This window comes from Aeromonas sp. QDB18 (genome assembly GCF_027705325.1).
In the GTDB taxonomy this organism is placed as follows: Bacteria; Pseudomonadota; Gammaproteobacteria; order Enterobacterales; family Aeromonadaceae; genus Aeromonas; species Aeromonas caviae.
Genome location: NZ_JAPDBQ010000034.1, coordinates 1 through 24,443 on the forward strand (window position 1 = coordinate 1; position 24,443 = coordinate 24,443).

Here is a 24,443-nt window from a genome sequence, read left to right on the forward strand (position 1 = left end):
CCGATGGTAGTGTGGCATTCGCCATGCGAGAGTAGGACACTGCCAGGCACCCAATACAAGAAACCCCGCTCACTCGAACGGGGTTTTTTATTGCCTGAAATTCAGCCCTCACTGGAGGGCAAGCGGGCACTATGGTGCTGTTCGTCGTTCACGTTCACTTGTTGCCCGTACCGGAAAAGTTGCGCCTGCTCTGGTCACATTGAACCCACATGTTGGCTCTCTCCGTTTTCATCATTTTTAGCGTAATAACCCAGTCGGAGCCGTTCTGTCTAAACCCGCCGCCCGCGCTGCGATTGGGGTTGTATCTGAATCATAACTCGGTAGAGTAAGGGGCATTCCGGGTTTGCCCGTGCCATGGTTTCGGTTTTTTTCTGGTATGGGACTCTCCGCCTGTTTTCATTCACCTTCACTCAGTGGTACCGATATGGAACAAGTAAACAAGTCAACCTTCAACGATGTGCTGGAATATGTGCGTATGTCCCGTCGTCAGAACAAGCTCAAGCGTGAAATTGCGGACAACGAGAAAAAGATCCGTGACAACCAGAAGCGGGTACTGTTGCTCGACAACCTGAGTGACTATATCAAGCCCGGCATGAGCATTGACGAGGTTCAGGCCATCATCGCCAACATGCGGACCGACTATGAAGAGCGCGTAGATGACCATATCATCAAAAATGCCGAGCTTTCCAAGGAGCGCAAGGAGCTGAGTACCAAGCTGAAGAGTATGAGCACCAGCAAATAATCCCGCCCCGCTCTCGTCAACACCGGCCTCTGGCCGGTGTTTCATTTTCATGCCGCAGCTCGGATCTCTTGCCGCGTTGCAACAATCGGCTCCCATTTTCACAATCGCCCTGTTAACATCGCTGCAAAGCGGTCAATAGATTTCAAGCCCTTGACTTGAAACGACTAAGCTTGATTGAAAGACAATAAATTGCGCAACTATGGTGGGGCTGATATGGGCGCATCAAAACAGACGGATTCAAATAAAGTGGCATCTCAGGATTCATCCGTACCTAATGCGGACGGGCAACAACAGCGTAAACGCCGACCCTGGTGGCGCTGGTTGTTCTGTTTTATCTTCTTGCTTTGTCTGGCTGCCGTGATCGCCCTGGTGGGTTATGAAATGAAGACCTCCCGACTGCAGTCACAGGAGATCTCCCGCTATGCGGCCACCCTGACCTATCAGATCGAACCCGGCCCCAGCAAGCAAATTGCCTTCCCCGACGACGGCCCGTTCGACAAGCGACTCGGTTATGTGCTGATGCCCATGATCCAGGAACGTCTCGTTCAGCGTGGCTACCTGGTGAGCGAACAGGTCCGTTTTTCCGATGCGCTCTACAACTACGCCAGCCACGGTTTCTTCGTGCCTTATACCGAGAAGGTCCAGGCAGGATTGACACTCTATGACTGCCGTGCAGAACCATTCTACCAGTACAAGTATCCGACTCATTACTATCCGGATTTCAATGCCATACCGCCCTTGGTCATCCAGTCTCTGCTGTTTATCGAGAACCGTGACCTCCTGAGCAACAAGGAACCGCTGGCCAACCCGGCCGTAGACTGGCCGCGATTTGCCAAGGCGGCGCTGTCTCAGGTGGGCAAGGCGCTGGATATGCAGGATCAATCTGCTGGCGGCAGCACCCTGGCGACCCAGGTGGAAAAGTATCGTCATTCTCCCGATGGACTGACCGTTTCGCCGACCGAGAAGATCCGCCAGATGGTCTCGGCCAGCGTTCGTGCCTATCGGCTGGGGCCCGAGACCCTGGAGGCCCGCAAGCTGGTTGCCTGGGCCTACCTCAACTCGGTCCCGCTCTCTGCGGCGCCCGGTTATGGCGAGGTGCACGGTCTCGGTGATGGCCTCTGGGTCTGGTTTGGCGCCAATGTCGATGAGGTGAATCGACTGCTGGATCCCGCTCGCAACCAGGATTCTACCCTGGCCGAGCAGGGCCTTGCCTTGCGCCAGGTTGTCTCTCTGATGATCGCCCACCGCCGTCCTTCCTATTACCTGGCGCAGGGGAGAGAGGCACTGTCTACCCTGACAGACAGCTATCTGCGACTCTTCGTGCAGGAGGGAATGATCACCCCCCCCCTGATGGAGTCGGCTCTCAAGGCCAAGCTGGTCTTCCGCGATTTCCTGCAGGCACCTGCCATCACTCGAGTCAACAACAACAAGGGGCTGCAGGTGGCTCGCACTCGTCTCAGTCGTCAGCTCGGGGTGCAGCTTTATGACCTGGATCGCATGGATCTGATGGCCAACACCACCCTCAATATGCCGCTGCAGAACGAGGTGTCACGGTATCTGCAGCAACTGGCAGACCCTGCATTCGCAGCCCAGGTGGGCCTGTTCGGTGAGCGCCTGCTCTCGCCGGAGAAGACGGGTGATGTGAAGTACAGCTTTACCCTGTTCGAGAAGACGCCGGAAGGGGTCAAGGTGAGGGTGCAGACCGACAACAACGACCAGCCGTTCGATATCAACGAGGGCAGCAAGCTTGAACTGGGATCCACCGCCAAGTTGCGGGTGCTGACCACCTATCTCGAGATTGTCACCGAGTTGCATGACAGCTACGGCAATATGCCGGTGGAGAGCCTGCGAAAGATCGAAGTGTCCGATCAGGACAACATCAGCCGCTGGGCCATCGCCTATCTGATGAGTGCCAAGGACAGAAGCCTGCCGGTGATGCTGGAGGCCGCACTGGACCGCAAGTATTCCGCAAGTCCCTATGAAGGCTTCTTTACCGGCGGTGGCATGCACACCTTCAACAACTTCCGCAAGGAAGACAACGGTCGCATCCCGCCCATTCGCGATGCGCTGCGGGAATCCATCAACCTGCCCTTCGTGCGCTTGATGCGGGACATCGTCCGCTACAGCCTCTACAAGGAGGGAAATCGTGCCCAGTTGTTGAAAGATGACAGGGATCCTCGCCGTACCGAGTACCTGGCCAAGTTTGCTGACAAGGAGGGCCAGACCTACCTGCTGAGGTTCTGGCGCAAATATCGTGGCAAGAGTGCAGAAGAGCAGCTCGATACCTTCCTCGATGGTCTCAAACCCAGCGCGGTGCGTCTCGCCGCCGTGCATCGCTATCTGATGCCGGAAGCCTCCCAGGCCGACTTTGCCGCTTTCCTGGCCAAGCGCCTGCCGCGGGAGAAATTGACCGAGAAGCGCATCGAGCAGCTCTATACCAATTACGGCCCTGGCAAATATTCTCTGCCGGATCAAGGTTATATCGCACGGGTACATCCACTTGAGCTGTGGTTGCTTGCCTATCTCAAGGAGTTTGACAAGGCCACCTTTACCGATGCGGTAACCGCCAGCCGTGACGAGCGTCAGGAGGTCTACAGCTGGCTGTTCAAGACCCGTCATCGCAGTGCCCGGGATAGCCGGATCCGCACCATGCTGGAGGTTGAGGCCTTCCTCGACATCCATCAGCGCTGGGCTCGCCTGGGCTACCCGTTCGATCACCTGGTTCCGTCCCTGGCGACCGCACTGGGCAGCTCGGGCGATCGTCCTGCTGCGTTGGCCGAGCTGATGGGGATCATCCAGAACGGCGGCATTCGTGCGCCGACCCTGCGCATCGAGCACCTCTCCTTTGCCAAGGGGACCCCCTTCGCCACCGTCTTTGAGCCGGCGAACACCCAGGGGGCACGGGTGATGCCTGCCGAGGTGGCCAACGCCTTGCGCAATGCACTCTCCAAGGTGGTGGAAGGGGGGACGGCGCGGCGCATCGCCGGGGCCTTCGCCTTGCAGGATGGTACTGTCCTGGCCCTGGGGGGCAAGACGGGGACCGGGGACAACCGGATCGAGACGGTGGGTCGCTACGGCAATGTGACCAGTTCACTGGCTCGCAACCGGACTGCGACTTTCGTCTTCTACATCGGGGATGATCACTTCGGCACGCTGACGGCCTATGTACCCGGCAGCCAGTCCGACAAGTTCCGCTTCACGTCGGCGCTGCCTGTACAGGTGCTCAAGGGGATGGCCCCCCTGCTGGTCCCCTATCTGCAACCCGCTACTCACACCCAGTGCGTGGCGGGCAGCTGAGCGGATAGCGTATGAAAAAACGGGGCCATTGCGGCCCCGTTTGATTGTGTACTGCACGCCGCCCTGAGGCGGACGTGAGTCATCACTTACAACAGATCTTCAATTTCACCGCGCAGGTACTGGTACATCTCGCGATAGGCTACCGGCGGCTTGTTCAGCTCCCGTTCCTTGTTGGCGGTGCGGATCAGCTGACGCAGCTTCTGGCGATCCAGCTCGTGGAACTGGGACATCAGCTCGTTAAGGGCGCTGTCGCCTTCGGTGATCAGCCGCTCGCGCCACTGTTCGAGGCGGTGCAGGCGGGCGTTCACGGTGGAGTGACGCATCTTGATGATGGAGAGGGCCTCTTCAATGGGGGCCACATCGCGGCTACGCATCAGACGGCCGATGAACTGGAGATGGCGACGGAAGGACTCATCCTTCTTCGGCTTGAGCTTGCGACCCAGCTCGACCGCTTCGGCGAGCTCTTCATCCAGGGGGATCTTCTCCAGCTCGCTGTGACTTAGGGAGACGATCTCTTCCCCCATCTTCTGCAAGGCCTCGGCATCACGCTTGAGCTGGCTCTTGCTGGGGCCCCAGTCTTCCCACTCGTTGTCGTCTTGATATTGACTCATCGGTCTCTGTATTCCTGTCATTCACGTTTGGCGGATATGTTACCAGCTTCTCCCGCTGGGCGCAGGGGTCTGATATGCTTAGCCCCTTTCCTTCCCTTCATACAGATGTGAGTTATGGACCAGCAAGATCAAATCCGCCAGGATCAATCCCATCTCGAGGCCGTGGTCGCCGAGGCCCTTGAGATAGCGAAAGGGCTGGGCGCCGGGCTTGCCGAAGTCTCCATCAGCAAACAGACCGGCCTCTCGGTGAACACCCGGGGCTGCGAGCTGGAAAGCATCGAATTCAACAAGGATGGCGCACTCGGCATCGCCGTCTATCGCGATGGTTGCAAGGGGTCCTCCTCCACCACGGATCTGACCAAGCCGGCCATTCGCGCCGCCGTGGAAGCGGCCATGGAGATCGCCCGCCACACCTCTCCCGATGACTGCGCCGGTCTTGCGGATGCGGATCTGCTGGCCTGGGATGCCCCGGACCTGCAACTGTGCCACCAAATCGAGCTGGATCCCCAGCGTGGCATCGCGCTGGCCATCGAGTGCGAGCGGCTGGCCCTGGGACGGGATGCCCGCATCAAGCACTCTGACGGAGCCAGTTTCTCCAGCCACCTGGGCGTCAAGGTTTATGGCAACAGCCACGGCTTCGTCAAAGGCTATGCTGCATCGCGCAACTCCCTGAGCTGCGTACTGATCGGCGAGCAGGATGGCGACATGCAGCGCGACTACGGCTACTCCTCCAGCCGCTCCCTGGACGGGCTGTGGAGCCCCCAGCGCATCGCTGACGAGGCGGTGGAGCGCACTGTTTCCCGCCTGGGGGCTCGCAAGATCAGCACCCGCCATGCCCCTGTGCTGTTCCACCCCGATACCGCTGCCGGTCTGTGGGGCCATCTGGTGATGGCCATCAGCGGGGGCAACCTCTATCGCAAGTCGAGCTTCCTGCTGGACAAACTGGGCAAGCAGATCCTGCCCGAGTGGCTCACCATCCAGGAGTTCCCCCACTTGCCGGGAGGACATGCCAGCACCCCGTTCGACGGGGAAGGGGTTCGCACCCGCGACATGGACATCATCCGCAACGGCGAGCTGATGAGCTGGCTGCTCACCTCCTACTCCGCCCGCAAACTGGGCCTGACCACCACGGGCCATGCCGGGGGTATCCATAACTGGCAGGTTTCCAATACCGGCCAGGACTTCCAGGGCATGCTCAAGGAGATGGGTACCGGCCTGCTGGTGACCGAGCTGATGGGGCAGGGGGTCAACATCGTCAATGGTGATTACTCCCGCGGCGCAGCCGGTTTCTGGGTTGAAAATGGCGAGATCCTCTATCCGGTGGAGGAGATCACCATTGCTGGCAATCTGGCCGACATGTTCAGCCATATCGTGGCGGTGGGTAGTGATGAGGATGAGCGTTCCAGCCTCAAGACCGGCTCCGTACTGGTCGAGCAGATGAAACTGGCGGGGCACTGATCCCCTCCGTCCGATCTGGACTATGGTGTCTAGTCCTGAGATAGGTCTACACATTTTCAGCTAGCTTTTAGCACTCAGAACCCCCGATGCGTCACATCAGGGGTTCTGTATTTCAATGCCTGATGCGGTTGCTCCAGGTTATAAGTATCCACTGCCTTTCGCACTTTTCCCCGCCTGCGCCAGCCTCTGCAGGCTTTGCAGCAGTGACTCTCTTTTCAAGATCTCAGTGCATTTTGGTGACAGTTATGAGTATCTGTCATCAAGCATTTGACCCCGTGTTGTTCATGCAATGACTGATACAACCCCGAACAATACTGCACCTGGTGGTCCGAATGATGAATAAGCTTTCCGTGGTCACGTTGTTGCTTCAGTGTTTTCTCGATCACCATCGACTCGGCATTCATCTCTTAGTTGCCACTATTTTGCGTGAGCAGGTGTCCGTCACCTAGCTCAGGTAGAGCGGCCCTGAGTGTCATAACGCGTCTGCGTCTGTTTATAGGTGAGCTTGCCTTCTTCAATCTGCTCGACCAGGGCCAGTTTAAAAATCAGAGTAATTGTGTTGTGTTCGTTTACGCCCTGTCCCATCGAGATCTCCATCTATTCGGAGGAGAAGATGCAAACCATATTCAGGCAGATGCGCCGATCAGACGTCGGCCAGCTGCAATGCCTGGCGGTAGTACTCGTTGGCCTTGTTGGTCAGGCGGCGCTTGTCCATCACCTGGCCGAGGGCGTGGTAGAGGGCGGCATCCGGCGCCTTCGCCACTTCCTGCTCCAGCAGGCGCTGGGCGTCGTCCAGTTGGCCGGCCAGCAGGCAGACCCGGGCCAGCGCGGCTTCGGCGCCAGGCTGATCCTGGATCTTTCTGAGCAGGGTCAGCATGGGCTGGTAGTCGTCCAGTTTGAGCTTGGGCAGGCGGGCGAACAGCTCGGGGGAGGGATCCTTGCGCAGGGCCTCCAGCCAGAGATCGGCGGCTTCGGCATCGGCCCCCAATCGGCGCAGGCGATCCCCGTAACTGGCCAGCAACACGGGATCCTGGCGCTGTTTGCGGGGCAGTCCCTGCCAGACCGTGCGCAGGGTGTCGAGGGAACCGCTGGCGGCCTCCAGACGACCGCACCACGCCTGGTGCAGCAGGGTCTCTTCCTGCTGGGCGGTCAGCTTGCCCACCTTGCGCAGGGCAGGGGCGAGATCGATGAGGGCCGCCCAGTCTTCACGGGCCAGATACACCTGACGCAGCTGATCCAGCACCATGGGGTGGCGCGGGTTGAGGGCATAGATGGACTCGAGGCGACCGAGGGCGCTGTCGTACTGGCCCTGCTCAATCTGCAACTGGGTCTGGATCAGGGTCAGTGCCAGCTCTGCCTTGGGGTTCTCTTCCTGAGCTTTCTGCAGGTAGTGATCCCGGCGCACGTCATCGCCCCGGGCCTGGGCCACCCGGGCGGCGCTCAGGTAGTTGAGCAGCGGGGTGTCGCTGTTGTCTGCGCCCTTGATGAGGAGCTTCTCGGCCTGGTTGTAGTGCCCCTCGGCCATGGCCAGGGTGGCATTGACGGTTTGCAGGTTGGCCTTGCGGCGGCGGCGGGAGCCGAACCAGCCCTGGGTCTTGCGGCGCAGGCCGAACAGGCGGGCCAGCACCCATTCCACGATGAGCAGGGCGCCGTAGAACAGCACCGCCAGGATCACCGCGCTGGTGACCGAGGATTCCACCGTGTAGTTGCCCAGCGAGATGAGCACATAACCCTTGTTGCCGGAGGCTTCGGGACCGAAGATGAGGCCCGCCACCATCACGGCGACTATGACGATCAGACGAATCATGGTCTCCTCCTCAGTTGCCGGCCAGGATGCGTTGCAGGCGTTCGGTCAGCACCTGTTCCAGCATGGTCTGGGTCTTGAACTGATCCGGGTAGTCAAACTGGATCTGCTCGCCTTTGAGCTTGTCGAGCTCGGACTGCATGTACTGGGTGGCGCTGTTGTCGGCATCGAAATACTGGGTCAGCCAGCGCTGGGCCTTCTCCAGGCTGTCGACATAGAGGGACTGCTGTTCACGATAGACGGCGAGCTGGGCCTGCAGCAGCTTGGTCTTGAGGTTCTCCCGCAGGAAGATCTCCTGCTGCGGGGAGAGCAGGGCTTCCACGGCGCCATCGCGGCGACGGATGGTGATGAAGTTTTCGGTGAACTTGACCCAGTTCTTCTTCAGGTTGCTCTGCCACTCGTCCGGGTTGGTGCTGACGGTCTGGTCGGGCTCGCTCTTGGCTTCCGGCATGCTGACGGTGGAGAGGGGCAGCAGCTCGATCTGGTCCGAGAGGGCGGCCAGCTTCAGGGTCAACCCCTCGCGATCGACCCGTGGCATCCCCTTGAGCTTGGCGATGTCTTCCGCCAGCGCCTTGCGAATGGGCATCAGGCTGGGGTCGTTGAGCGCCTTGATGCGCTCGTCGGCGTTGCCGAGCAATGTGATGGCGGAGACGATGTCGTGTTCGAGCCACAGCTTGCGGCCCGCCATGCGCACCAGGTATTCGGATTCGGCCAGCATCCAGTCATTGGGGCGCTTGTCGTCCAGATCCAGCACCTTGGTCTGCAAGGCGTCCAGCGCCTCCTGCAACTGCTGCTGGCTCTTGCCGAGGGCTCCGATCTGTTCGGCATCCTTGCTGCTGCCCTGATCAATCCTGGTCATGGCGTCGGCCAGTTGCTGCTTGAGGGCTACCAGTTCGGCCTGCTGGGCAACGGCGTTCTGGTGTCCGTGCACATAGAGACCACCGGCCAGCCCCAGGGCCAGCAGGATGGCGATGCCGCCAAGCACGGTGCCAGAGCTGCCCTTCTTGCTCCCTGTCGTTCCGGGCGCGGGCTTGTTGTTGTCGGCCACGGTGGCCGCGGCACTCGGCTGGACTTCTTGCTGTTCAGTCATTCCATCTTCCTCAGTTCCAGGGCGGCCACCAGAGCCTGGTTGGATGCACCTTGGGCAATCACGATACGGGTAAAACCAGCCCCTTCTGCCATCTCGGCCACCCGGGGACTGGGCACCACCAGCAGGCGGTCATAAAGCCAGGGGTGCTGCGGGCCGGGCACCAGGGCCAGCAACCGCTGCAACAATTCGCCACTGGTGATGAGCAGGCTGTCGAGCCCGGCTGCCTGCCAGTGGCGGGTCAATGCATCCCCGTCAAGATCGGGGTAGTGGCGCTCGTAGGTGGCACAATAGTGCACCAGTGCGCCCCGTGAGGCCAGCGTCCGGGCGATGAGATCCCGCCCGTCGTTGCCGCGCAGGATCAGCACCCGGCGGCCACTCACCCTTTGCAGTGCCGGCAGGGCCAGCAGCCCTTCGCTGCGGGGATCGGCCGGGCACAGGGCCTGGATGCCCGCCTCGGCGAAGGCATCCGCACTCGCCTGGCCGACTGCAAAGTAATCAATATGTGGCCAGGTCTGACCAGTTTGCAACAGAAAATGATGTGTAAAATGAACGGCATGCATGCTGACGGCGATAACGAGGTCCGCCTCCCGCAGCATGTCACCCAGGTGAGGGAGGTCGCATCCCGGCCGGGTTTCCAGCAACGGACAGCAGAGCGGTGCGTGACCCAGCTGGTGCAGCATCTGCACCAGCTGGTTGGCCTGGGCGGCCGGGCGCACCACCAGGGGGACCATCAGGGGGCGCTCCGAGCAGATGACCGCGAACCTGGCTGTGCTGCACTCATGCCCGGTAGACCTCGGCCAGGATGACGTCGGCGCCGGCGGCCAGCAGGCGCTGGGCCAGGGTGTGGCCCAGTGCCTCGCCTTCTGCCAGGGGGCCGCGGATCTCGTCGCGAATGACGCGGCTGCCATCCGGGCTGCCCACCAGGCCGCGCAGCCATACCTCTTCTCCCTGTACCAGGGCATAGGCCCCGATAGGCACCTGACAGCCCCCTTGCAGGGCGCGGTTCATGGCGCGCTCGGTCAGCACCCGGATGCGGGTCTCGGGGTGTTCGAGCGGCGCCAGCAGGGCGTGCAGCTCGTGATCGTCGAGGCGGCATTCGATGCCGACCGCCCCCTGGCCGTTGGCGGGCAGGCTCTGCTCGGGCTCGATGAAGGCGGCGATACGATGGGCCATCTCCAGTCGTTTCAGGCCGGCGGCGGCCAGGATGATGGCGTCATAATCACCGGCATCCAGCTTGGCGAGGCGGGTGTTGACGTTGCCCCGCAGGTCGCGGATCACGAGATCAGGGCGCGCAGCGCGCAGCTGGCACTGACGGCGCAGGCTGGAGGTGCCGACCACGGCCCCTTGAGGCAGCTCGTCTATCTGGTTGAAATAGTTGGAAACAAAGGCATCACGCGGGTCTTCGCGCTCACAGATGGTGTGCAGGCCGAGTCCGTCGGGGAACTCCACAGGTACGTCTTTCATGGAGTGGACAGCGATGTCGGCACGCCCTTCCAGCATGGCAGTCTCCAGTTCCTTGACGAACAACCCCTTGCCGCCGACCTTGGCGAGGGGGGTGTCGAGGATCTTGTCACCCTGGGTGCTCATGGGCACCAGTTCGACCTGCAGATCCGGATGGAGTGCCTCCAGCCGATCTTTCACAAAATTGGCCTGCCACAGGGCCAGTGGGCTCTTTCGAGTGGCAATTCTCAGGGTTCGGGCTGCCATATCAATCAGTTGTTTCATCTTTTGAGAGGAAAACGATCTTACCACCCTTTGCAGGGGCTTTCATGGCGCAGCCCGCAAAAGCGGGGCCAAGCTCAAAAACGGGGGCTGAAAATTATTTTCATTCAGCCAATAATTGATTTTAAGTTATTGAAAACAAGTAATTTTATTGCTTTCCGCTGATACCGTTACGAACGGGGTCAGAAATAATCCGGTGATTGTGTGCGGGCTTGTTTACCACTGCTGTTTGCATTGTTAACATGATCACACTTTTTTGACGTCTCCCCGTTTTGGTGCGTCATTTCTCTTCCCCATAGGTAGGGCATTGCTGGTTAAACTCGACACGCTGGTGGCGCGCTACGACGAACTCAATCGTCTCAAGACGCAACGAGCGCTGGATCTCATGAGTCGCTACGGGCAGCAGGTTTTCCACTTGCTGCCTGTCATGCTGCACTTCAATCACCCCCTGTTGCCCGGTTATGTGGCAGGGGATGTGCCTCATGGTATCTGGAGTTTTGTCGCCAACGAGGCCCAGCAGGCCTTCATCCAGGATCTCTGCCAGAACGCCAACTGCCAGGGCGGTCTCAGTACCCACGACAAGTCCATTCAGGGCCTCTACTCCATGGGGAGCACCTCCTCCATCGGTCAGTGCTGCCACTCGGATCTCGACATCTGGGTCTGTCATGTGGCCGGTCTGTCGAGCGAGCGCCTCGCCCTGCTGGAACAGAAGTGCCAGCACCTCTCCATGTGGGCGGAGCAGCGGGGGGTCGATCTCAACTTCTTCCTGATCCCCGAAGACAAGTTCCGTCAGCGCAACGATGCCCAGATGCAGGGGGAGAGCTGCGGCAGCGCCCAGCACCTGCTGCTTCTCGACGAGTTCTACCGCAGCGCCATGCACATCGCCGGCAAGCGGCTGCTCTGGTATCTGGTGCCCAGCGAGTATGACGACCACTACGACGACTACGTCAACGGCCTGTTTGCCCACGGCAAGTTGAGCCAGGATGACTGGCTCGATCTCGGCGGCTTTGATCGCATTCCTGCCGAGGAGTATTTCGGCTCCGCCCTGTGGCAGCTCTACAAGGGGATCGACTCCCCCTACAAGGCGGTGCTCAAGTCGGTGCTGATGGAGGCCTACTCCCACGAGTATCCCAACACCCGGCTGCTGTCGGTGACCAGTCGCGACTGGTTCCAGCACAACGAGGGGATGCACTACCGCCTCGACAACTACTGCCTGATGCTGGACAAGGTGACCAACTACCTCAAGTCCATCGGCGACATGCAGCGCCTCGATCTGGTGCGTCGCTGCTTCTATCTGAAGGTGTGCGACGGGCTGAGCCATCCCAAGGAAGATCACTCCCCGGACTGGCGCCGGGAGCAGATGGCCCAGCTGGTGGCCTACTGGGGCTGGAGTCCGGAGCGCCTTTACCACCTTGATCACCGCCAGGAGTGGAAGGTGGAGGACGTCAAGGTGGCCTACGCCGAGTTGCTGGAGGCTCTGATGCAGAGCTACCGCAATCTCATCCAGTTCGCCCGGCGCAACAACATCAGCGAGTCCATCAACCCGGAAGACATCGGCATCCTGTCGCGCAAGCTCTATGCCGCATTCGAGAGCCTGCCGGGCAAGGTGCAGCGCATCAACCTCAAGATTGCGCCGGATCTCGGCGAGCCGGATCTCAGCCTGGTACAGGTACCCCACGGCCGCCTGAATCGCGCCGGCTGGTATCTCTACAAGCATTCTCTCGAACCCGCCGACATCATCGGCCGGGCGCCGCTCGAATATAACGGCTACATCAGCAAGCTGGTGGCCTGGGCCTATTTCAACGGCCTGCTGACGCCCCAGTCCCGGGTGCACCTGTTCAACCAGGGCTCGGATCTGCACATCGACAACCTGCATCAGTTCTGTCGCGATCTCTCCGGGACCTTCCCGGTCAAGTATCCCCGCGCGACCAACCTGGCCCTGAGCCGGCCGTGCGAGATCCGCCAGCTCTCCATCTTCCTGAACCTGGAGACGGACCCGTCCAGCCACTGGGTGGGGCAGGTGATCGAGTTCGATGCCAACGCCGCCGATGTCTTCTCGTTCGGTCGCAACCAGGAGTGTCTGGTGGGATCCGTGGATCTCGTCTATCGCAACTCCTGGAGCGAGATCCGCACCCTGCACTTCGAGGGGGAGGAAGCCGTGGTGGACGCCCTCACCACCATCCTCGGCAAGATGCACCAAGACGCTGCGGCCCCCGAGATGATCGAGGTGTTCTGCTACAGCCAGCACTTCCGCTCCCTGGTGCGCACCCGCTTCCAGCAGCTTGTGGCTGAATGCATCGAGTTGCGCCTGGCCCGGGACAAGCAGCAGTTGGTCAAGACGCTGGCGCTCGGCAAGGAAAAGTACGGCATCTTCTTCGAGCGGCGCGGGGTGTCGGTCAAGAAGCTGGAAAACGCCATCGATTTTTACCGTCACATCTCCCACAACAAGCTGGATCACCTGCCGCTGCGCCTCGACAAGACTCACAGCCAGCACCTGCCCGGCATTGTCGACGCCTACGCCAGCGAAGGGCTGGTGCAGTTCTTCTTCGATACCCGGGATGCAGGCACCAACATCTATATCCTGGACGAGGCGAACCGGGTGGAGATCTACCAGCACTTCGCCGGCAACAAGGACGAACTGGTACAGGGGGTGAACCGGTTCTACACCTCGGGTCACGAGCGATTCAGCAATGCGGGTCAGTTCAGCAACTTCAACCTGCCCCAGTACTACGAAATCGTGCAGGTGGGTGACAAACTCGATGTGATCCCCTACCGCAGCCAGAGCCCGCAGCGGGACACCCCAGGCGCGGCGCGGGAAGTAGGGTGATGTGCTGATAACAGCACCGGCAAGATGGCAAACGGCCTGCTGATGCAGGCCGTTGTCCTATCCGTGGTACGGGAATCAGGCGTGGAGGGGGCCGCAGCCCGTGGGGGATGCCGTCGAGCATCGCCGTCAGAGATGAAAGCAAACGGCCTGCTGATGCAGGCCGTTGTCTTACCCGTGAGCCGACAATCAGGCGCCGAGGCGGGCCAGTAACCAGCTGCGAATGTCGCCCAGCTGGGGGCGGCAGATCTCGTGGCGCATGGGGTATTCGTGCCACTCGGGGCTGAGTCCCACCGCTTCCAGCCGGTTCTTGGCGTCCCAGCCCATGGAGAGGTTCACCACGTCGTCATAGATGCCGTGCATGTAGCAGATGGGCAGGGCGCGGGCCGCCTCGCTCATCTCGCCGGGCAGGGTGTTGGGCGCAGCCAGGTAGGTGGACATGCAGAGCAGGCCTGCCAATGGCACCGGATGGCGCAGGGCGGTGAAGGAGGCGATGACGCCCCCCTGGGAGAAGCCGGCCAGCACGATGCGCTCGGGGGCGAAACCCTCGGCCACCAACTGTTCGATCAGCGAGGCGATACGGGCCGCTGACTCCCTGACATGGGACTCCACGGCGCGATCCGCCGGATCCTCGAAGCTCTTGATGTCGTACCAGCCGCGCATCCGGTAGCCCATGTTGATGGTGATGGGGCGTTCGGGCGCATCCGGCAGCAGATGGCGGACGGGCAGGTCGGCGGGCAGGGCCAGCGCCTCCACCAGGGGGGCGAGGCCTGCGCCGGAGTCCCCCAGCCCGTGCAGCCAGATCACCGCATGGCGGGCACCTTCGGGATGCAGATCCGTCATGAGAAGACCACGGGCTCGCCGGCCTGGGTGGTGCAGGCCCGGGTCAGCAGGGCCTTGAGCTCGTCGCCGAAGCGGTTGTCGATCCAGCTGTCACCGCGCAGCTCGAAGTGGAAGCCGTTCTCCCGGGTGGCGACCCAGATCTGATGCAGGGGCTCCTGCTTGTTGATGATGACCTTGGTCTTGTTCTCGAAGCTCAGGGTCAGCACCCCGCCGGCGCGTTCGCAGTCGATATCCGGATACCCCTCGTCGATGGTGTCTTCCACATACTGGAAAAAGGCGTCGGTCAGGGCGTGATACTCGTGATCCTTCATCGGTTTATCCTGTTGCTTTTAACAATGTGAGTGCGATTATAGAGGGCCAAAAATTTTTTCGCAGCGAACCATTATGATTACCCAGTTCACCAAGTGCCTGTTTGCCGCGTCGCTGTCGCTCGGGTTGGCCGCCTGTGGCCTGACGGGGCCGCTCTACATGCCGCCGGCCGAACAGCCCGCACCTGCAGAGCAGACACAGCCCAAGACAGAGAGTACACCGCAAGCCGCCTCGCCTGCGACCGCTACACCGGCCTCAGAGGCCGCGCCGCAATAATCTAGGAAGGAACCGCCCCCTTGGATCACTTTAACTACGACGCAGACGGTCAGCTTCAGGCCGAACAGCTTCCCCTGCAACAGCTTGCCGACCAGTACGGCACTCCGCTCTATGTCTACTCCCGCGCCACCCTGGAACGCCACTGGCATGCCTTCGACCAGGCGGCTGGCGACATTCCCCACCTGATCTGCTATGCGGTCAAGGCCAACTCCAACCTGGCCCTGCTCAATCTGCTGGCACGCCTCGGTTCGGGCTTTGACATCGTCTCCGGCGGCGAGCTGTCCCGGGTGCTGGCGGCGGGCGGTGATCCGGCCAAGGTGGTCTTCTCCGGCGTCGCCAAGAGCGAAGCCGAGATGCGCCTTGCGCTGGAAAAAGAGATCCTCTGCTTCAACTTGGAGTCCGAAGCCGAGCTGGAGCGCCTGAACCGGGTCGCAGGCAGCATGGGCAAGAAGGCGCGGGTCTCGGTGCGGGTCAACCCGGACATCGACGCAGGCACGCACCCCTATATCTCCACCGGCCTCAAGCAGAACAAGTTCGGCATCCCCATCGAACAGGCGCCCGCCATCTACCGCAAGGCAGCGGCCATGGCCCACATCGAGATCAAGGGGGTGGATTGCCACATCGGCTCGCAACTCACTGAATTGAATCCCTTTATGGAGGCGGCGGACAAGCTGCTCAAGCTCATCGACGAGCTGGCGGCGGAAGGCATCCACATCCATCACCTGGACGTGGGCGGCGGCCTGGGGGTCAACTACGGCGCCGAGCAGCCGCCGCACCCCACCGAGTATGCCGAGGCGCTCAAGCAGAAGCTGGCGGGACGGGATCTGACCCTCTTGTTCGAACCGGGCCGCGCCATCGTCGCCAACGCCGGTGTGCTGTTGACCCGGGTCGAGTTCCTCAAACCCGGCGAGACTCGCAACTTCGCCCTGATCGACGCCGGCATGAACGATCTGCTGCGCCCCTCCCTCTACGGCGCCTGGATGAACATCATCGAGGTGGACAGCCGGGCGACCCACGAGAAGGCACTCTATGACGTGGTGGGCCCGGTGTGCGAGACCGGCGACTTCCTCGGCAAGGAGCGTACCCTGGCGATTGCCGAGGGCTCCCTGCTGGCGGTGCGTTCCGCTGGTGCCTACGGCTTTACCATGTCCTCCAACTACAACACCCGACCCCGTGCGGCCGAGGTGCTGGTGGACGGTGACCAGGCGCACCTCATCCGTGAGCGGGAGCAGTTGGCGGATCTCTGGCGTGGCGAGCACCTGTTGCCGTGATGGATGGATTTTCAGCGTTCCTCCATGTGAGAGCGTGATTAACGGTGAGACAGGAACGCGCGATGTTGATTGAGTTTTCCAAAATGCACGGCCTCGGTAACGACTTCATGGTGGTGGATGGCGTCACCCAGAAGGTGTTCTTCAGCAACGACATCATCAAGAAGCTGGCGGATCGTCACTTCGGTATCGGCTTCGACCAGCTGTTGCTGGTGGAGCCGCCCTATGACCCCGAGCTCGACTTCCATTACCGCATCTTCAATGCCGACGGCAGCGAGGTGGAACAGTGCGGCAACGGGGCCCGTTGCTTCGCCCGTTTCGTGCGTCTCAAGGGGCTGGTCAACCGGGATCGCATCGCGGTCAGTACCGCCCGGGGCCGCATCACCCTGCAGCTGGAAGGGGAGAATCAGGTCACGGTCAACATGGGGGTGCCCCAGTTCGAGCCGGGCAAGATCCCGTTCCGTGCCCAGAAGGCGGAGAAGACGTATCTGCTGCGGGCCCAGGATCACACCGTGATGTGCGGTGCCGTCTCCATGGGCAACCCTCACTGCGTCATCGAGGTGCCCTCGGTGGCCGATGCGCCGGTGGAGACCCTGGGACCCATCATGGAGCGCCACGAGCGCTTCCCCGAGCGTGTCAACGTCGGCTTCATGGAGATGGTCAACGCCAGCGAGATCAAGCTGCGGGTCTTCGAGCGCGGGGTGGGGGAGACCCTGGCCTGCGGGACCGGGGCCTGTGCGGCCGTGGTGATAGGCATCAGCCAGGGCAAGCTCAAGGAGCGGGTCACCGTCACCCTGCCGGGTGGCAAGCTGACCATCGCCTGGAAGGGACCGGGTCAGCCCGTCTACATGACGGGGCCGGCCGAGCACGTCTTTGACGGCCAGATAGAGTTGTAGACAAGGAGCGGGTGATCCCGCTCCATCAACGGATCATATCGGGGCCCTTGGCCCCTTTTTCGGATGGATCAACCAAGTTATGAGCGAACTCAAACGGCAGGAATCACTGGTGGATGAAGCCACAGTGCTGGAGTACCTGGCCCGTTATCCCGAGTTTTTCCTGCGTCACGGGGCCATGCTGGACAAGATCCGCATTCCCCATGCGCAAAAGGGCACCATCTCCCTGGTGGAGCGCCAGCTGGACAGACAGCGGGAGCGCATCGAGCAGCTGGAGCAGGAGATCACCGAACTGATGGGGGTCGCCAGCGAGAACGAGCGGATCTTCCGGGTCTATGCGGATCTCTACGGGGAGATCTACGGCTGCCAGACCCTGTTCGAGCTGAGCGCCGTGATGGGCAAGGCCTTCGTCCAGCGGCTGCGACTCACCGGCCTGCGGCTCTGGCTCAATCCCAGGCATTTCCAGCTGAGCGGCCCCGAGCAGCGTTTCCTGGCGCAGGGCAAACAGCTCGAACAACTGCTGGGGCAGCGCCTGCCCGGCACGGACTACTATTTCGGTCGCCTCAACCAGAGCGAGAAGCAGGCGCTGTTTGGCAATGATGTGCTGGTCAACTCGGTGGCCCTGATGCGGCTCGGGGAGCTCGGCGTGCTGGCCTTCGCGAGCTCGGATCCCAGCCACTTCACCCCCCACAACGACACCCTGCTGCTGGGTCAGCTGGGGCGTCTGTTGCAGCTGCGTCTGCCCGAGCTGGCCCGTGGCTAAGGCAACGACCCGATCCCCTGCCAGGACGCCCCCTGCCGCCGACCCCCTGCCGGTCGCACTGGCGGGGGAGCTGAACGCCTTTATCGAATACCTGAGGGTCGAGCGCCAGCTCAGCCCCCACACCCGCAGCAACTATCAGGCCCACCTGGAAGCCATGACCGCCGAGCTGGTGAAGCTCGGGGTCGACGACTGGGCCCGGCTCGAGGCGAGCCAGGTGCGCAGTCTGGTGACCCGGATGCACAAGGGAGGGCTGGCGCCCCGTTCCCTTGCCACCAAGATGTCGGCCCTGCGCAGCTTCTGCGACTGGCAGGTGCGCCAGGGGCGGCTCACCGCCAACCCGGCGCGTGGCATCGTCACCCCCAAGCAGGGGCGGCCCCTGCCCAAGAACCTGGACGTGGACGAGATGTACCAGCTGCTCAACATCACCGACGAGCAGGATCCGCTGGCGGTGCGGGATCGCGCCATCATGGAGCTGATGTACTCCTCCGGCCTGCGCCTTGCCGAGCTGGTGGGGCTCAACCTCGCGGACGTGAAGCTCGACGAGCGCCAGCTCAGGGTGATCGGCAAGGGCTCACGGGAGCGGGTGCTGCCCATCGGGCGGATGGCGGTGGAGTGGTTGCACAAGTGGCTCAAGGTACGCCCCCTGCTGGCCGGTGACGAGGGGGAGGCATTGTTCGTCTCCAAGCGCAGGCAGCGGCTCTCGGCCCGCTCGGTACAGGAGCGGCTCGACGGCTGGGGCAACAAGCAGGCTCTCAATGCCCACGTGCATCCCCACAAGCTACGCCACAGCTTCGCCACCCACATGCTGGAATCCTCCGGCGACCTGCGGGCGGTGCAGGAGCTGCTGGGGCATGCGGATCTCTCCACCACCCAGATCTATACCCACCTCGACTTCCAGCATCTGGCCAAGGTATATGACAGTGCCCACCCGCGGGCGAAGCGAGATCCGGAAACGCCGGAGGATGAGTGATGTGGTGTGCGATCTGCGGGGATGACAATCTCCACGTCGCCCGGGTCAGGCGGGAGCCCGCAACGCTAGAGGATGAGGAGTAAAGAGGAACAGCCATGCAGTTTTACCGTCGCTGGCAGCCGGTGGCCGCCATCTCGTTCGATCTGGACGACACCCTCTATGACAACGGCCCCGCCATCGCGCGGGCGGAACAGTGGATGCTGGACCACCTGCGCAGCGAATACCTGGCTACCGCCATGCTGGACAAGCCGCGCTGGCTCGCGCTCAAGCGCCAGTTGCTGCTGGACCACCCGGCGCTTAGCCACGACGTCAGCCTGACGCGCCAGCGTGGCATTCGCGAGGCCCTGGTGCAGGGGGGCATGGAGCCCAGGCTGGCGGAGCAGCAGGCCCGGGCGGTGTTCACCGGCTTCATGGCCGAGCGCTCGAAGATAGAGGTGAGCGAGGCGACTCACGCCCTGCTGGCTCGTCTGGCGGCGCGCTACCCGCTGGCGGTGATCACCAACGGCAACCTGGATCTGGAGCAGGCAGGTCTGGCTGGCTACTTCACCCTGGTCTGCAAGGCGGGAGCGGGAGCCAGAATGAAACCGGCGCACGACATGTTCGTGCAGGTGCAAGAGGCCCTGAGGCTGGCCCCCGGCCGCATCCTTCATGTGGGGGATCACCCGGTGACCGACGTGCTGGGGGCCAGGCTGCACGGCTTTCGGGCCGCCTGGCTCAACGAGAGCGGTCAGTCCTGGCAGTCGCTGTCGCTGCTGCCGGATGTGGAGCTGGGGCAGCTGCAGGATCTGGCCACCCTGCTGCTCTGAGCTGGGGATGAGGGACAGATTCCGTGATGTATATCTGGCAATAATAACAAGGGAGCAAGGGCGTGAAGGGAATGAAGGGTGTCATCTGGCTGGCGATCCCCGTGATGCTGGCGGGATGCGATCTGGTGCAAGACCGTTACCGGATGGAGTTCAGGGACGGATCCTGGCGGGAGATCGCCATCTCCCCGTTTTCCGACGAGGCGCGCTGGCGCGAGGGGTGTGCCACCGGCGAGATCCAGGTGGACATGACCCTGCCCCTGAAACGGGGCAAGGTGGTGAATGGCCGGGAGCAACTGCTCATCGGCGGCGAGCTGTTCGAGCTGGAGGATGCCCGTCTCTATCGCGGCAACGGCATGGTGCTCGGGCAGGCCCCGGACCATATCCAGCGGGGCCTCAAGGGGCTGGATGTCTGCCGAACCCTGCGCCCTGATCGCGGGGCCCTGCCCAAGCTCAAGGGCAAGGGATTTGGCGACTAGCACTTCTGCTGCTTGAACGGGCAGGAGGCGTCGCCGAAAGCAGTGGGCAGCTTGATGGCGTGGGGGGGTCACAGGCCCGTCACGTCGGATGCCTCTGGGTAGCCCCCGATGTACGAGGCCCTGCCCAGGCTCAAGGGCAAGGGGTCGGCGACTAGCCGACCTGCTGCCTGAACCGGCGACAGGCGTCGCCAAAGGCGGTGAAGAGCTTGATGGAGTGGGGGTTCTCGCTGGCCTTCCACTCCGGGTGCCACTGCACCGCCAGCAGGAAGGGGGAGAGGGCGGGAGCGTGGATCGCCTCGATCAGCCCGTCTTCGGCATGGGCCAGGGGGGCCAGCCCCTTGGCCAGCGTCTTGATCCCCTGCCCGTGGAGGGAGTTGACCGGAATCGACGGCTGCCCCATCAGCTCGGCCAGCCAGGTACCGGGCACCAGCTCGACCTGATGGCTCTCGCCATACTGCTCGTCCACCGGGTCATCCGCATCCTCCCGATGATCGTCATAACCCGGCTCGCAATAGACCTTCTGGTGAATGTCGCCTCCCAGGGCCACGTTGATCTCCTGCATGCCGCGGCAGATCCCGAGGATCGGCAGGCCACGGTCGAGGGCGGCGTGCACCAGGGGAATATCGAACAGATCCCTGTCCCTGTCCTGGGGCTTCTCCGGGGTGAGGTTCTCCTGGCCATAGAGGGCAGGATCGATGTTGGATCCGGCACCGCTCAGATAGACCCCGTCGGCGAGGTCCAGATACTGCTCCAGATCCTCGGTGCCACAGCAGGTGGGCACCAGCACCGGCACGCAGCCGCTGATCTCCACCAGAGGCTTGATGTATTTGTGGGTCATGACCTGGTAGGCGTGGCCACTGCGGGCCTGGGCCCCCATGGTCATCAGCACGACGGGTTTGTTATGGGAACTGAGGTTGGGCATAGGTCACCTTGGCTATCCTTGGCGGTCTCATCCTGCGCCTTGGGAAGGCCCTTGCCGCCTCGGCTCGCAAGGGCATGCCTCAAGGCATGGTCGTGGGATCAGGGTCGCGCCAGAGTGCCAGAATCGTCGGTCAGCCTTGGCAACGACAGCCTGGATCCTGCTTCCAGTCTGCCAAGGCCGTTCAATATGTCAAACAAAATGATGCAATTATGTTAACCGTTGATGCCGGGATACGGCTCTTAGTCCTATTTAAAGGGGCTTGAGGGGGAATGCCTGGCGCGGCGAGCGATTTGATGGTGGATATATTAAACATCTGGCCGGGCGGCCGGATAGCAGAAGGGGCCCACAGGGCCCCTTGTCGACTCAGGCGTTCAGGATGAAACGCTCGATCACCTGGGCGACCCCGTCTTCATCGTTGCGCCCCGTGGTGTGCTGTGCCAGCGCCTTGATCTCGTCGGTGGCGTTGCCCATGGCGACCCCGAGTCCGGCGTAGGCGATCATGTGGTGATCGTTGCCCGCATCCCCCACCGCGATCACCTGGGAGGCATCCAGCCCCAGGTGCTCGGCCAGGGCAGCGACGCCGGTGCCCTTGTTGCTGCGTTTGTTCATGAACTCGAGGAAGTAGGGGGCGCTGCGCACCACGGTATAGCGCTCGTGGAGTTCGGCGGGCAGCTGGGCGATGGCACGGGAGAGCAGGGGCTCTGGGTCAATCATCATCACCTTCATGATCTGCTCGTCGTCGGGCAGGGTGGCGAAGTCCACCAGGTTGATGGGTTGACCGATGAGGCGGGATTCGTGCTCGGTGTAGGGGCTGATCCTGGGGCTGATGAGCCCCTGGCGGACGGAGAAGCCGTGGATGTTCACCCCCAGCTCACAGGCCAGGTGGGCGATGGCACGGGCATCGCTGCCGGTCAGCAACTGGCTGCGGATGATGCGTTGCTCGGATACCTGCTGCACCAGGGCGCCGTTGTAGCAGATGACGTAGTCATCCTGGCCGGTGAGGCCCAGCTCGGTCAGGGCGGAGGTCATGCCTTCCAGCGGGCGGCCGGAGGCCAGCACCACGGTCACGCCCCTGGCGCGGGCTGCCGCGATGGCGGCCTGGGTGCGGGGGGAGATTCGGCCCTCTGGGGTCAGCAGGGTGCCATCCATATCCAATGCGATCAGCTTGTACATCTTCTCACTACCTGAGTCTGGCCGGCCCGCCCGATGGGGCCATGGGGAGGCTGAGTGTAGCGAAAATCGCCGCCGGGATCACGCCGCCTGCCGAAGCGGGGGCACGTTGCCCCTCAGCGCTGGCCCTGGTAGGGGGTCAGTTGCAGTTGATCTTCCCGGATGGCGAAGTGGATGGGGCCGTGCTCGATGTCGACCCTGTTGTGGTGGTGGGCCATCTCCACCTCGACGCCGGGGAAGAGGCGCTGGGTGGCGATGATGTCCATGTTGGCCATGAGCGCCTGCAGCTCCCGCTGCGCCTCGGCGAGCTGCTCGTCCAGGCTCTTGCTCTCGTCGAACTGGCGGGTGCGCAGCGCCTTGATCTTCTGCAGGGTCTCGGGATTGCGCTTGTCACGGGGCAGTTGCAGCAGCCGCAGGATGAGATCCTGCAGCTTGTCTATCTGCTCGGCGCAGGTCTGTTTGCGCTGGCGCAGCGCCAGCTCCTGCTCCTTCTGGCTGAAATAGCCACCGAGGATCTGCAACCGGGTCCGGTTGGCCGCCGAGGCTCCGAGCACCGGTGCCATGATGAGCCGGTTGGCGATGTTGATGCCGCCGATGAGGTGCCCCTTGCGCATGGCGCTGTCCCCCACCTTGAGATCCTGGCCGCTGCGGCAATAGCAGTGGCTGAGCTGGCTCAGGATATGGATGTCGCCATCGGCCTCCAGCCTGGCGTACTGGGCATAGCTGGCGTGGATCTCCCCTCCGGCGTTGAGGTGGCAGAGGTATTCGTCGTCCGCCAGCTTGCGCCCTATGATGCCGTTGCGCACCGTGATGGTGCCGCCGGATTCGATGTAGCCACCCTCGACGAAGCCGCCGATCACCACGTCCCCGCTGGTCTTGACGCGCATGCCGGGCATGACGTCCCCGGTGACCAGCAGGGATCCCTCGAACTCGACGTGGCCGTGGCGGATGTCGACCTGCTTGACGTTGAGCACCTCATCGACCCGCATCCCGGCACGCTCCTGACAGGGGAGCCCCGGGCGTGTCGCCAGCAGCAGGTCCGGATCCTCGGGGGAGAGGCAGGTGCCGTCACCCGGCGTCATGGCGCTCTCCTTGCCGTGGCGGGCGGTCAGGGTCTGGCCCGTCACGGTGAAGCCGTCGATGCCCTGGGTGGCGGGGTGCCTGCGCATCAGCAACTCCCCCGCCTTGACGGTGAGCAGGGTGCCGAGGTCGCGCATGTCCACCTTGCCGTGATCCCGCTCCTGGGGTTTGAGGATCCGCTCGGCTGCGGTCTCCACCAGCCGCTCCAGGCGGGTATCCAGGCCGTGCCTGGCGGCCTTGCCGAGGGCGATGACGGGATTGAGCTGGGCACCGGGTGCCGCCTCACCCGCTGCCTGGATGGCGGCGGCAAGCAGCCGCTCGCTCACCCCCTGCTTGACCGTGCTGGCCGCCAGGGCCTCCTGCAACCGGGCCAGGGTCAGGGGCTGACCACCCCAGTCCGCGGTGATCTGCGCCCTGGCGCTCATCTGGTCCTTGTCCACCTGGATGAGCAGCCTGGCATCCTGGCGCCGGGCAATGGGGACTGGCGGATGCGCGGGGGCATCCGGCTCTGCAATGAGGGCGTTGAGCAGGGTGACGGCTTCACGGATCCCCTCGCCGAGGGGTTCGTAGCGCCGACAGTTGGAGAGTCGCAGCAGGGCCAGGACGTCGCTTTCCTGGATGGGCTCGGTGAGGCCCGGGGTGATGCGCAGGCAGACATAGCTCATGTCGGCCGACAGCTGAAACCACGCTTTGCTTAACACCGGGCCCTCCTTCGTTGTCCCTGTCCGGTTTGCCCCATGCCGGGCCCTCCTTCGTTGTCCCTGTCCGGTTTGCCCCATGCCGGGGCCTCTCCTTGCCGGCATCCAATGCCGCCGGGGCGGATCCAACGCGCAGTATTCGGGTATTTTTCCTTCCGGGTCAATGATCTGAATGCAAATGGGTGAGCCGGGTTGAGGAAATATCGGCTGACGGGAGAGGGGCGGAGCCGGCCATGTCATGGGCTCCATTGCGGTTTTTTAGCGCAATATGCTGACTTTTTATTCTTTCGCTATCCAGAGTGTCCATCACGTTGAGGGAGGCGATGCAAATCACCTTGCCAGGCAGGAAGAGAAGGATTTTAATCTGCCGCCGCCCCAGGGCGAGGACCCTGGTCGCCATCGATCAGCCCCTTTTTCTGTC

General features: G+C 62.4%; 23 protein-coding genes and 1 pseudogene. 11 read left to right on the forward strand and 13 right to left on the reverse strand.

Annotated features, from left to right (window positions below):
* The first annotated feature begins 424 nt into the window (after positions 1–424).
* Both tmaR and OKC30_RS07635 read left to right on the forward strand, forming a co-directional pair.
* On the forward strand, positions 425–742 hold the full coding sequence (gene tmaR / locus OKC30_RS07630; RefSeq protein WP_010672687.1) for a PTS system regulator TmaR: 318 nt from the start codon (positions 425–427) through the stop codon (positions 740–742).
* Positions 743–955: 213 nt separating this feature from the next.
* Positions 956–4,039, forward strand: coding sequence for a transglycosylase domain-containing protein (locus OKC30_RS07635; RefSeq protein ID WP_160836834.1), 3,084 nt, complete (start codon positions 956–958; stop codon positions 4,037–4,039).
* Between the two features lie 86 nt (positions 4,040–4,125).
* Here the strand turns inward: OKC30_RS07635 and yjgA are convergent, their stop codons facing one another.
* On the reverse strand, positions 4,126–4,650 hold the full coding sequence (gene yjgA / locus OKC30_RS07640; protein ID WP_010672689.1) for a ribosome biogenesis factor YjgA: 525 nt from the start codon (positions 4,648–4,650) through the stop codon (positions 4,126–4,128).
* Between the two features lie 114 nt (positions 4,651–4,764).
* Between yjgA and pmbA the strand changes: the two genes are divergently transcribed.
* Positions 4,765–6,108, forward strand: coding sequence for a metalloprotease PmbA (gene pmbA, locus OKC30_RS07645; RefSeq protein ID WP_109112262.1), 1,344 nt, complete (start codon positions 4,765–4,767; stop codon positions 6,106–6,108).
* Positions 6,109–6,182: 74 nt separating this feature from the next.
* Here the strand turns inward: pmbA and OKC30_RS07650 are convergent.
* The 6 genes and pseudogenes from OKC30_RS07650 to hemC all read right to left on the reverse strand — a co-directional run.
* A pseudogene (locus tag OKC30_RS07650) lies at positions 6,183–6,577 on the reverse strand (integrase core domain-containing protein); the annotation flags it as partial.
* Entirely contained in the window at positions 6,559–6,693 is a 135-nt protein-coding gene (locus tag OKC30_RS07655; RefSeq protein WP_010672691.1) for a hypothetical protein, read from the reverse strand. The gene OKC30_RS07655 and the pseudogene OKC30_RS07650, both read right to left, overlap by 19 nt.
* Before the next feature lie 58 nt (positions 6,694–6,751).
* Positions 6,752–7,915, reverse strand: a complete 1,164-nt coding sequence (locus tag OKC30_RS07660; RefSeq protein WP_069785406.1) for a heme biosynthesis HemY N-terminal domain-containing protein — start codon at positions 7,913–7,915, stop codon at positions 6,752–6,754.
* A gap of 10 nt (positions 7,916–7,925) precedes the next feature.
* Positions 7,926–9,002 carry a uroporphyrinogen-III C-methyltransferase gene (locus OKC30_RS07665; protein WP_039039811.1) on the reverse strand — a complete coding sequence of 359 codons (1,077 nt, stop codon included), beginning with the start codon at positions 9,000–9,002 and terminating at the stop codon, positions 7,926–7,928.
* Entirely contained in the window at positions 8,999–9,733 is a 735-nt protein-coding gene (locus OKC30_RS07670; protein WP_160836832.1) for a uroporphyrinogen-III synthase, read from the reverse strand. The genes OKC30_RS07665 and OKC30_RS07670 overlap by 4 nt, the downstream gene beginning before the upstream one ends.
* A gap of 46 nt (positions 9,734–9,779) precedes the next feature.
* Positions 9,780–10,709 (reverse strand): hydroxymethylbilane synthase, encoded by a 930-nt coding sequence (gene hemC / locus OKC30_RS07675; RefSeq protein WP_160836842.1) that lies wholly within the window; start codon positions 10,707–10,709, stop codon positions 9,780–9,782.
* A gap of 322 nt (positions 10,710–11,031) precedes the next feature.
* On the opposite strand from hemC, the gene OKC30_RS07680 reads away from it, so the two are divergent.
* On the forward strand, positions 11,032–13,551 hold the full coding sequence (locus tag OKC30_RS07680; RefSeq protein ID WP_109112266.1) for a class I adenylate cyclase: 2,520 nt from the start codon (positions 11,032–11,034) through the stop codon (positions 13,549–13,551).
* Between the two features lie 186 nt (positions 13,552–13,737).
* Here the strand turns inward: OKC30_RS07680 and OKC30_RS07685 are convergent, their stop codons facing one another.
* Complete coding sequence (locus OKC30_RS07685; protein ID WP_103259395.1) at positions 13,738–14,391, reverse strand: alpha/beta hydrolase; 654 nt, start codon at positions 14,389–14,391, stop codon at positions 13,738–13,740.
* Positions 14,388–14,702, reverse strand: coding sequence for an iron donor protein CyaY (cyaY, locus tag OKC30_RS07690; protein WP_010672698.1), 315 nt, complete (start codon positions 14,700–14,702; stop codon positions 14,388–14,390). The genes OKC30_RS07685 and cyaY overlap by 4 nt, the downstream gene beginning before the upstream one ends.
* A gap of 73 nt (positions 14,703–14,775) precedes the next feature.
* Here cyaY and lptM point away from each other — a divergent pair, with 73 nt between their 5' ends.
* The 7 genes from lptM to OKC30_RS07725 all read left to right on the forward strand — a co-directional run bounded on the left by lptM (position 14,776) and on the right by OKC30_RS07725 (position 20,152).
* Entirely contained in the window at positions 14,776–14,976 is a 201-nt protein-coding gene (lptM, locus tag OKC30_RS07695; protein ID WP_010672699.1) for an LPS translocon maturation chaperone LptM, read from the forward strand.
* A gap of 20 nt (positions 14,977–14,996) precedes the next feature.
* Positions 14,997–16,247, forward strand: a complete 1,251-nt coding sequence (gene lysA / locus OKC30_RS07700; RefSeq protein ID WP_039039806.1) for a diaminopimelate decarboxylase — start codon at positions 14,997–14,999, stop codon at positions 16,245–16,247.
* A 62-nt stretch (positions 16,248–16,309) separates the two neighbouring features.
* Complete coding sequence (dapF, locus tag OKC30_RS07705; RefSeq protein ID WP_029313578.1) at positions 16,310–17,140, forward strand: diaminopimelate epimerase; 831 nt, start codon at positions 16,310–16,312, stop codon at positions 17,138–17,140.
* Positions 17,141–17,219: 79 nt separating this feature from the next.
* On the forward strand, positions 17,220–17,900 hold the full coding sequence (locus OKC30_RS07710; protein WP_010672702.1) for a DUF484 family protein: 681 nt from the start codon (positions 17,220–17,222) through the stop codon (positions 17,898–17,900).
* Positions 17,893–18,870: a tyrosine recombinase XerC gene (gene xerC / locus OKC30_RS07715; protein ID WP_160836830.1), complete on the forward strand. Its 978-nt coding sequence runs from the start codon at positions 17,893–17,895 to the stop codon at positions 18,868–18,870. The genes OKC30_RS07710 and xerC overlap by 8 nt, the downstream gene beginning before the upstream one ends.
* Positions 18,871–18,965: 95 nt before the next feature.
* Positions 18,966–19,676 (forward strand): HAD-IA family hydrolase, encoded by a 711-nt coding sequence (locus OKC30_RS07720; protein ID WP_160836828.1) that lies wholly within the window; start codon positions 18,966–18,968, stop codon positions 19,674–19,676.
* A 71-nt stretch (positions 19,677–19,747) separates the two neighbouring features.
* A complete protein-coding gene (locus tag OKC30_RS07725) occupies positions 19,748–20,152 on the forward strand; it encodes a hypothetical protein (protein ID WP_010672705.1) in 405 nt (134 codons plus the stop codon).
* 151 nt (positions 20,153–20,303) lie between these two features.
* On the opposite strand, the gene OKC30_RS07730 is transcribed toward OKC30_RS07725, so the two are convergent.
* From OKC30_RS07730 to OKC30_RS07745, 4 genes are all read right to left on the reverse strand, one after another.
* Positions 20,304–21,074, reverse strand: a complete 771-nt coding sequence (locus OKC30_RS07730) for a gamma-glutamyl-gamma-aminobutyrate hydrolase family protein (protein WP_270663319.1) — start codon at positions 21,072–21,074, stop codon at positions 20,304–20,306.
* A gap of 363 nt (positions 21,075–21,437) precedes the next feature.
* Complete coding sequence (gene yidA, locus OKC30_RS07735) at positions 21,438–22,247, reverse strand: sugar-phosphatase (protein WP_160836824.1); 810 nt, start codon at positions 22,245–22,247, stop codon at positions 21,438–21,440.
* A gap of 113 nt (positions 22,248–22,360) precedes the next feature.
* Positions 22,361–24,025 (reverse strand): DUF342 domain-containing protein, encoded by a 1,665-nt coding sequence (locus OKC30_RS07740; protein WP_333562677.1) that lies wholly within the window; start codon positions 24,023–24,025, stop codon positions 22,361–22,363.
* Between the two features lie 157 nt (positions 24,026–24,182).
* Positions 24,183–24,422 (reverse strand): hypothetical protein, encoded by a 240-nt coding sequence (locus OKC30_RS07745; protein WP_160836822.1) that lies wholly within the window; start codon positions 24,420–24,422, stop codon positions 24,183–24,185.
* Between the last annotated feature and the right edge of the window lie 21 nt (positions 24,423–24,443).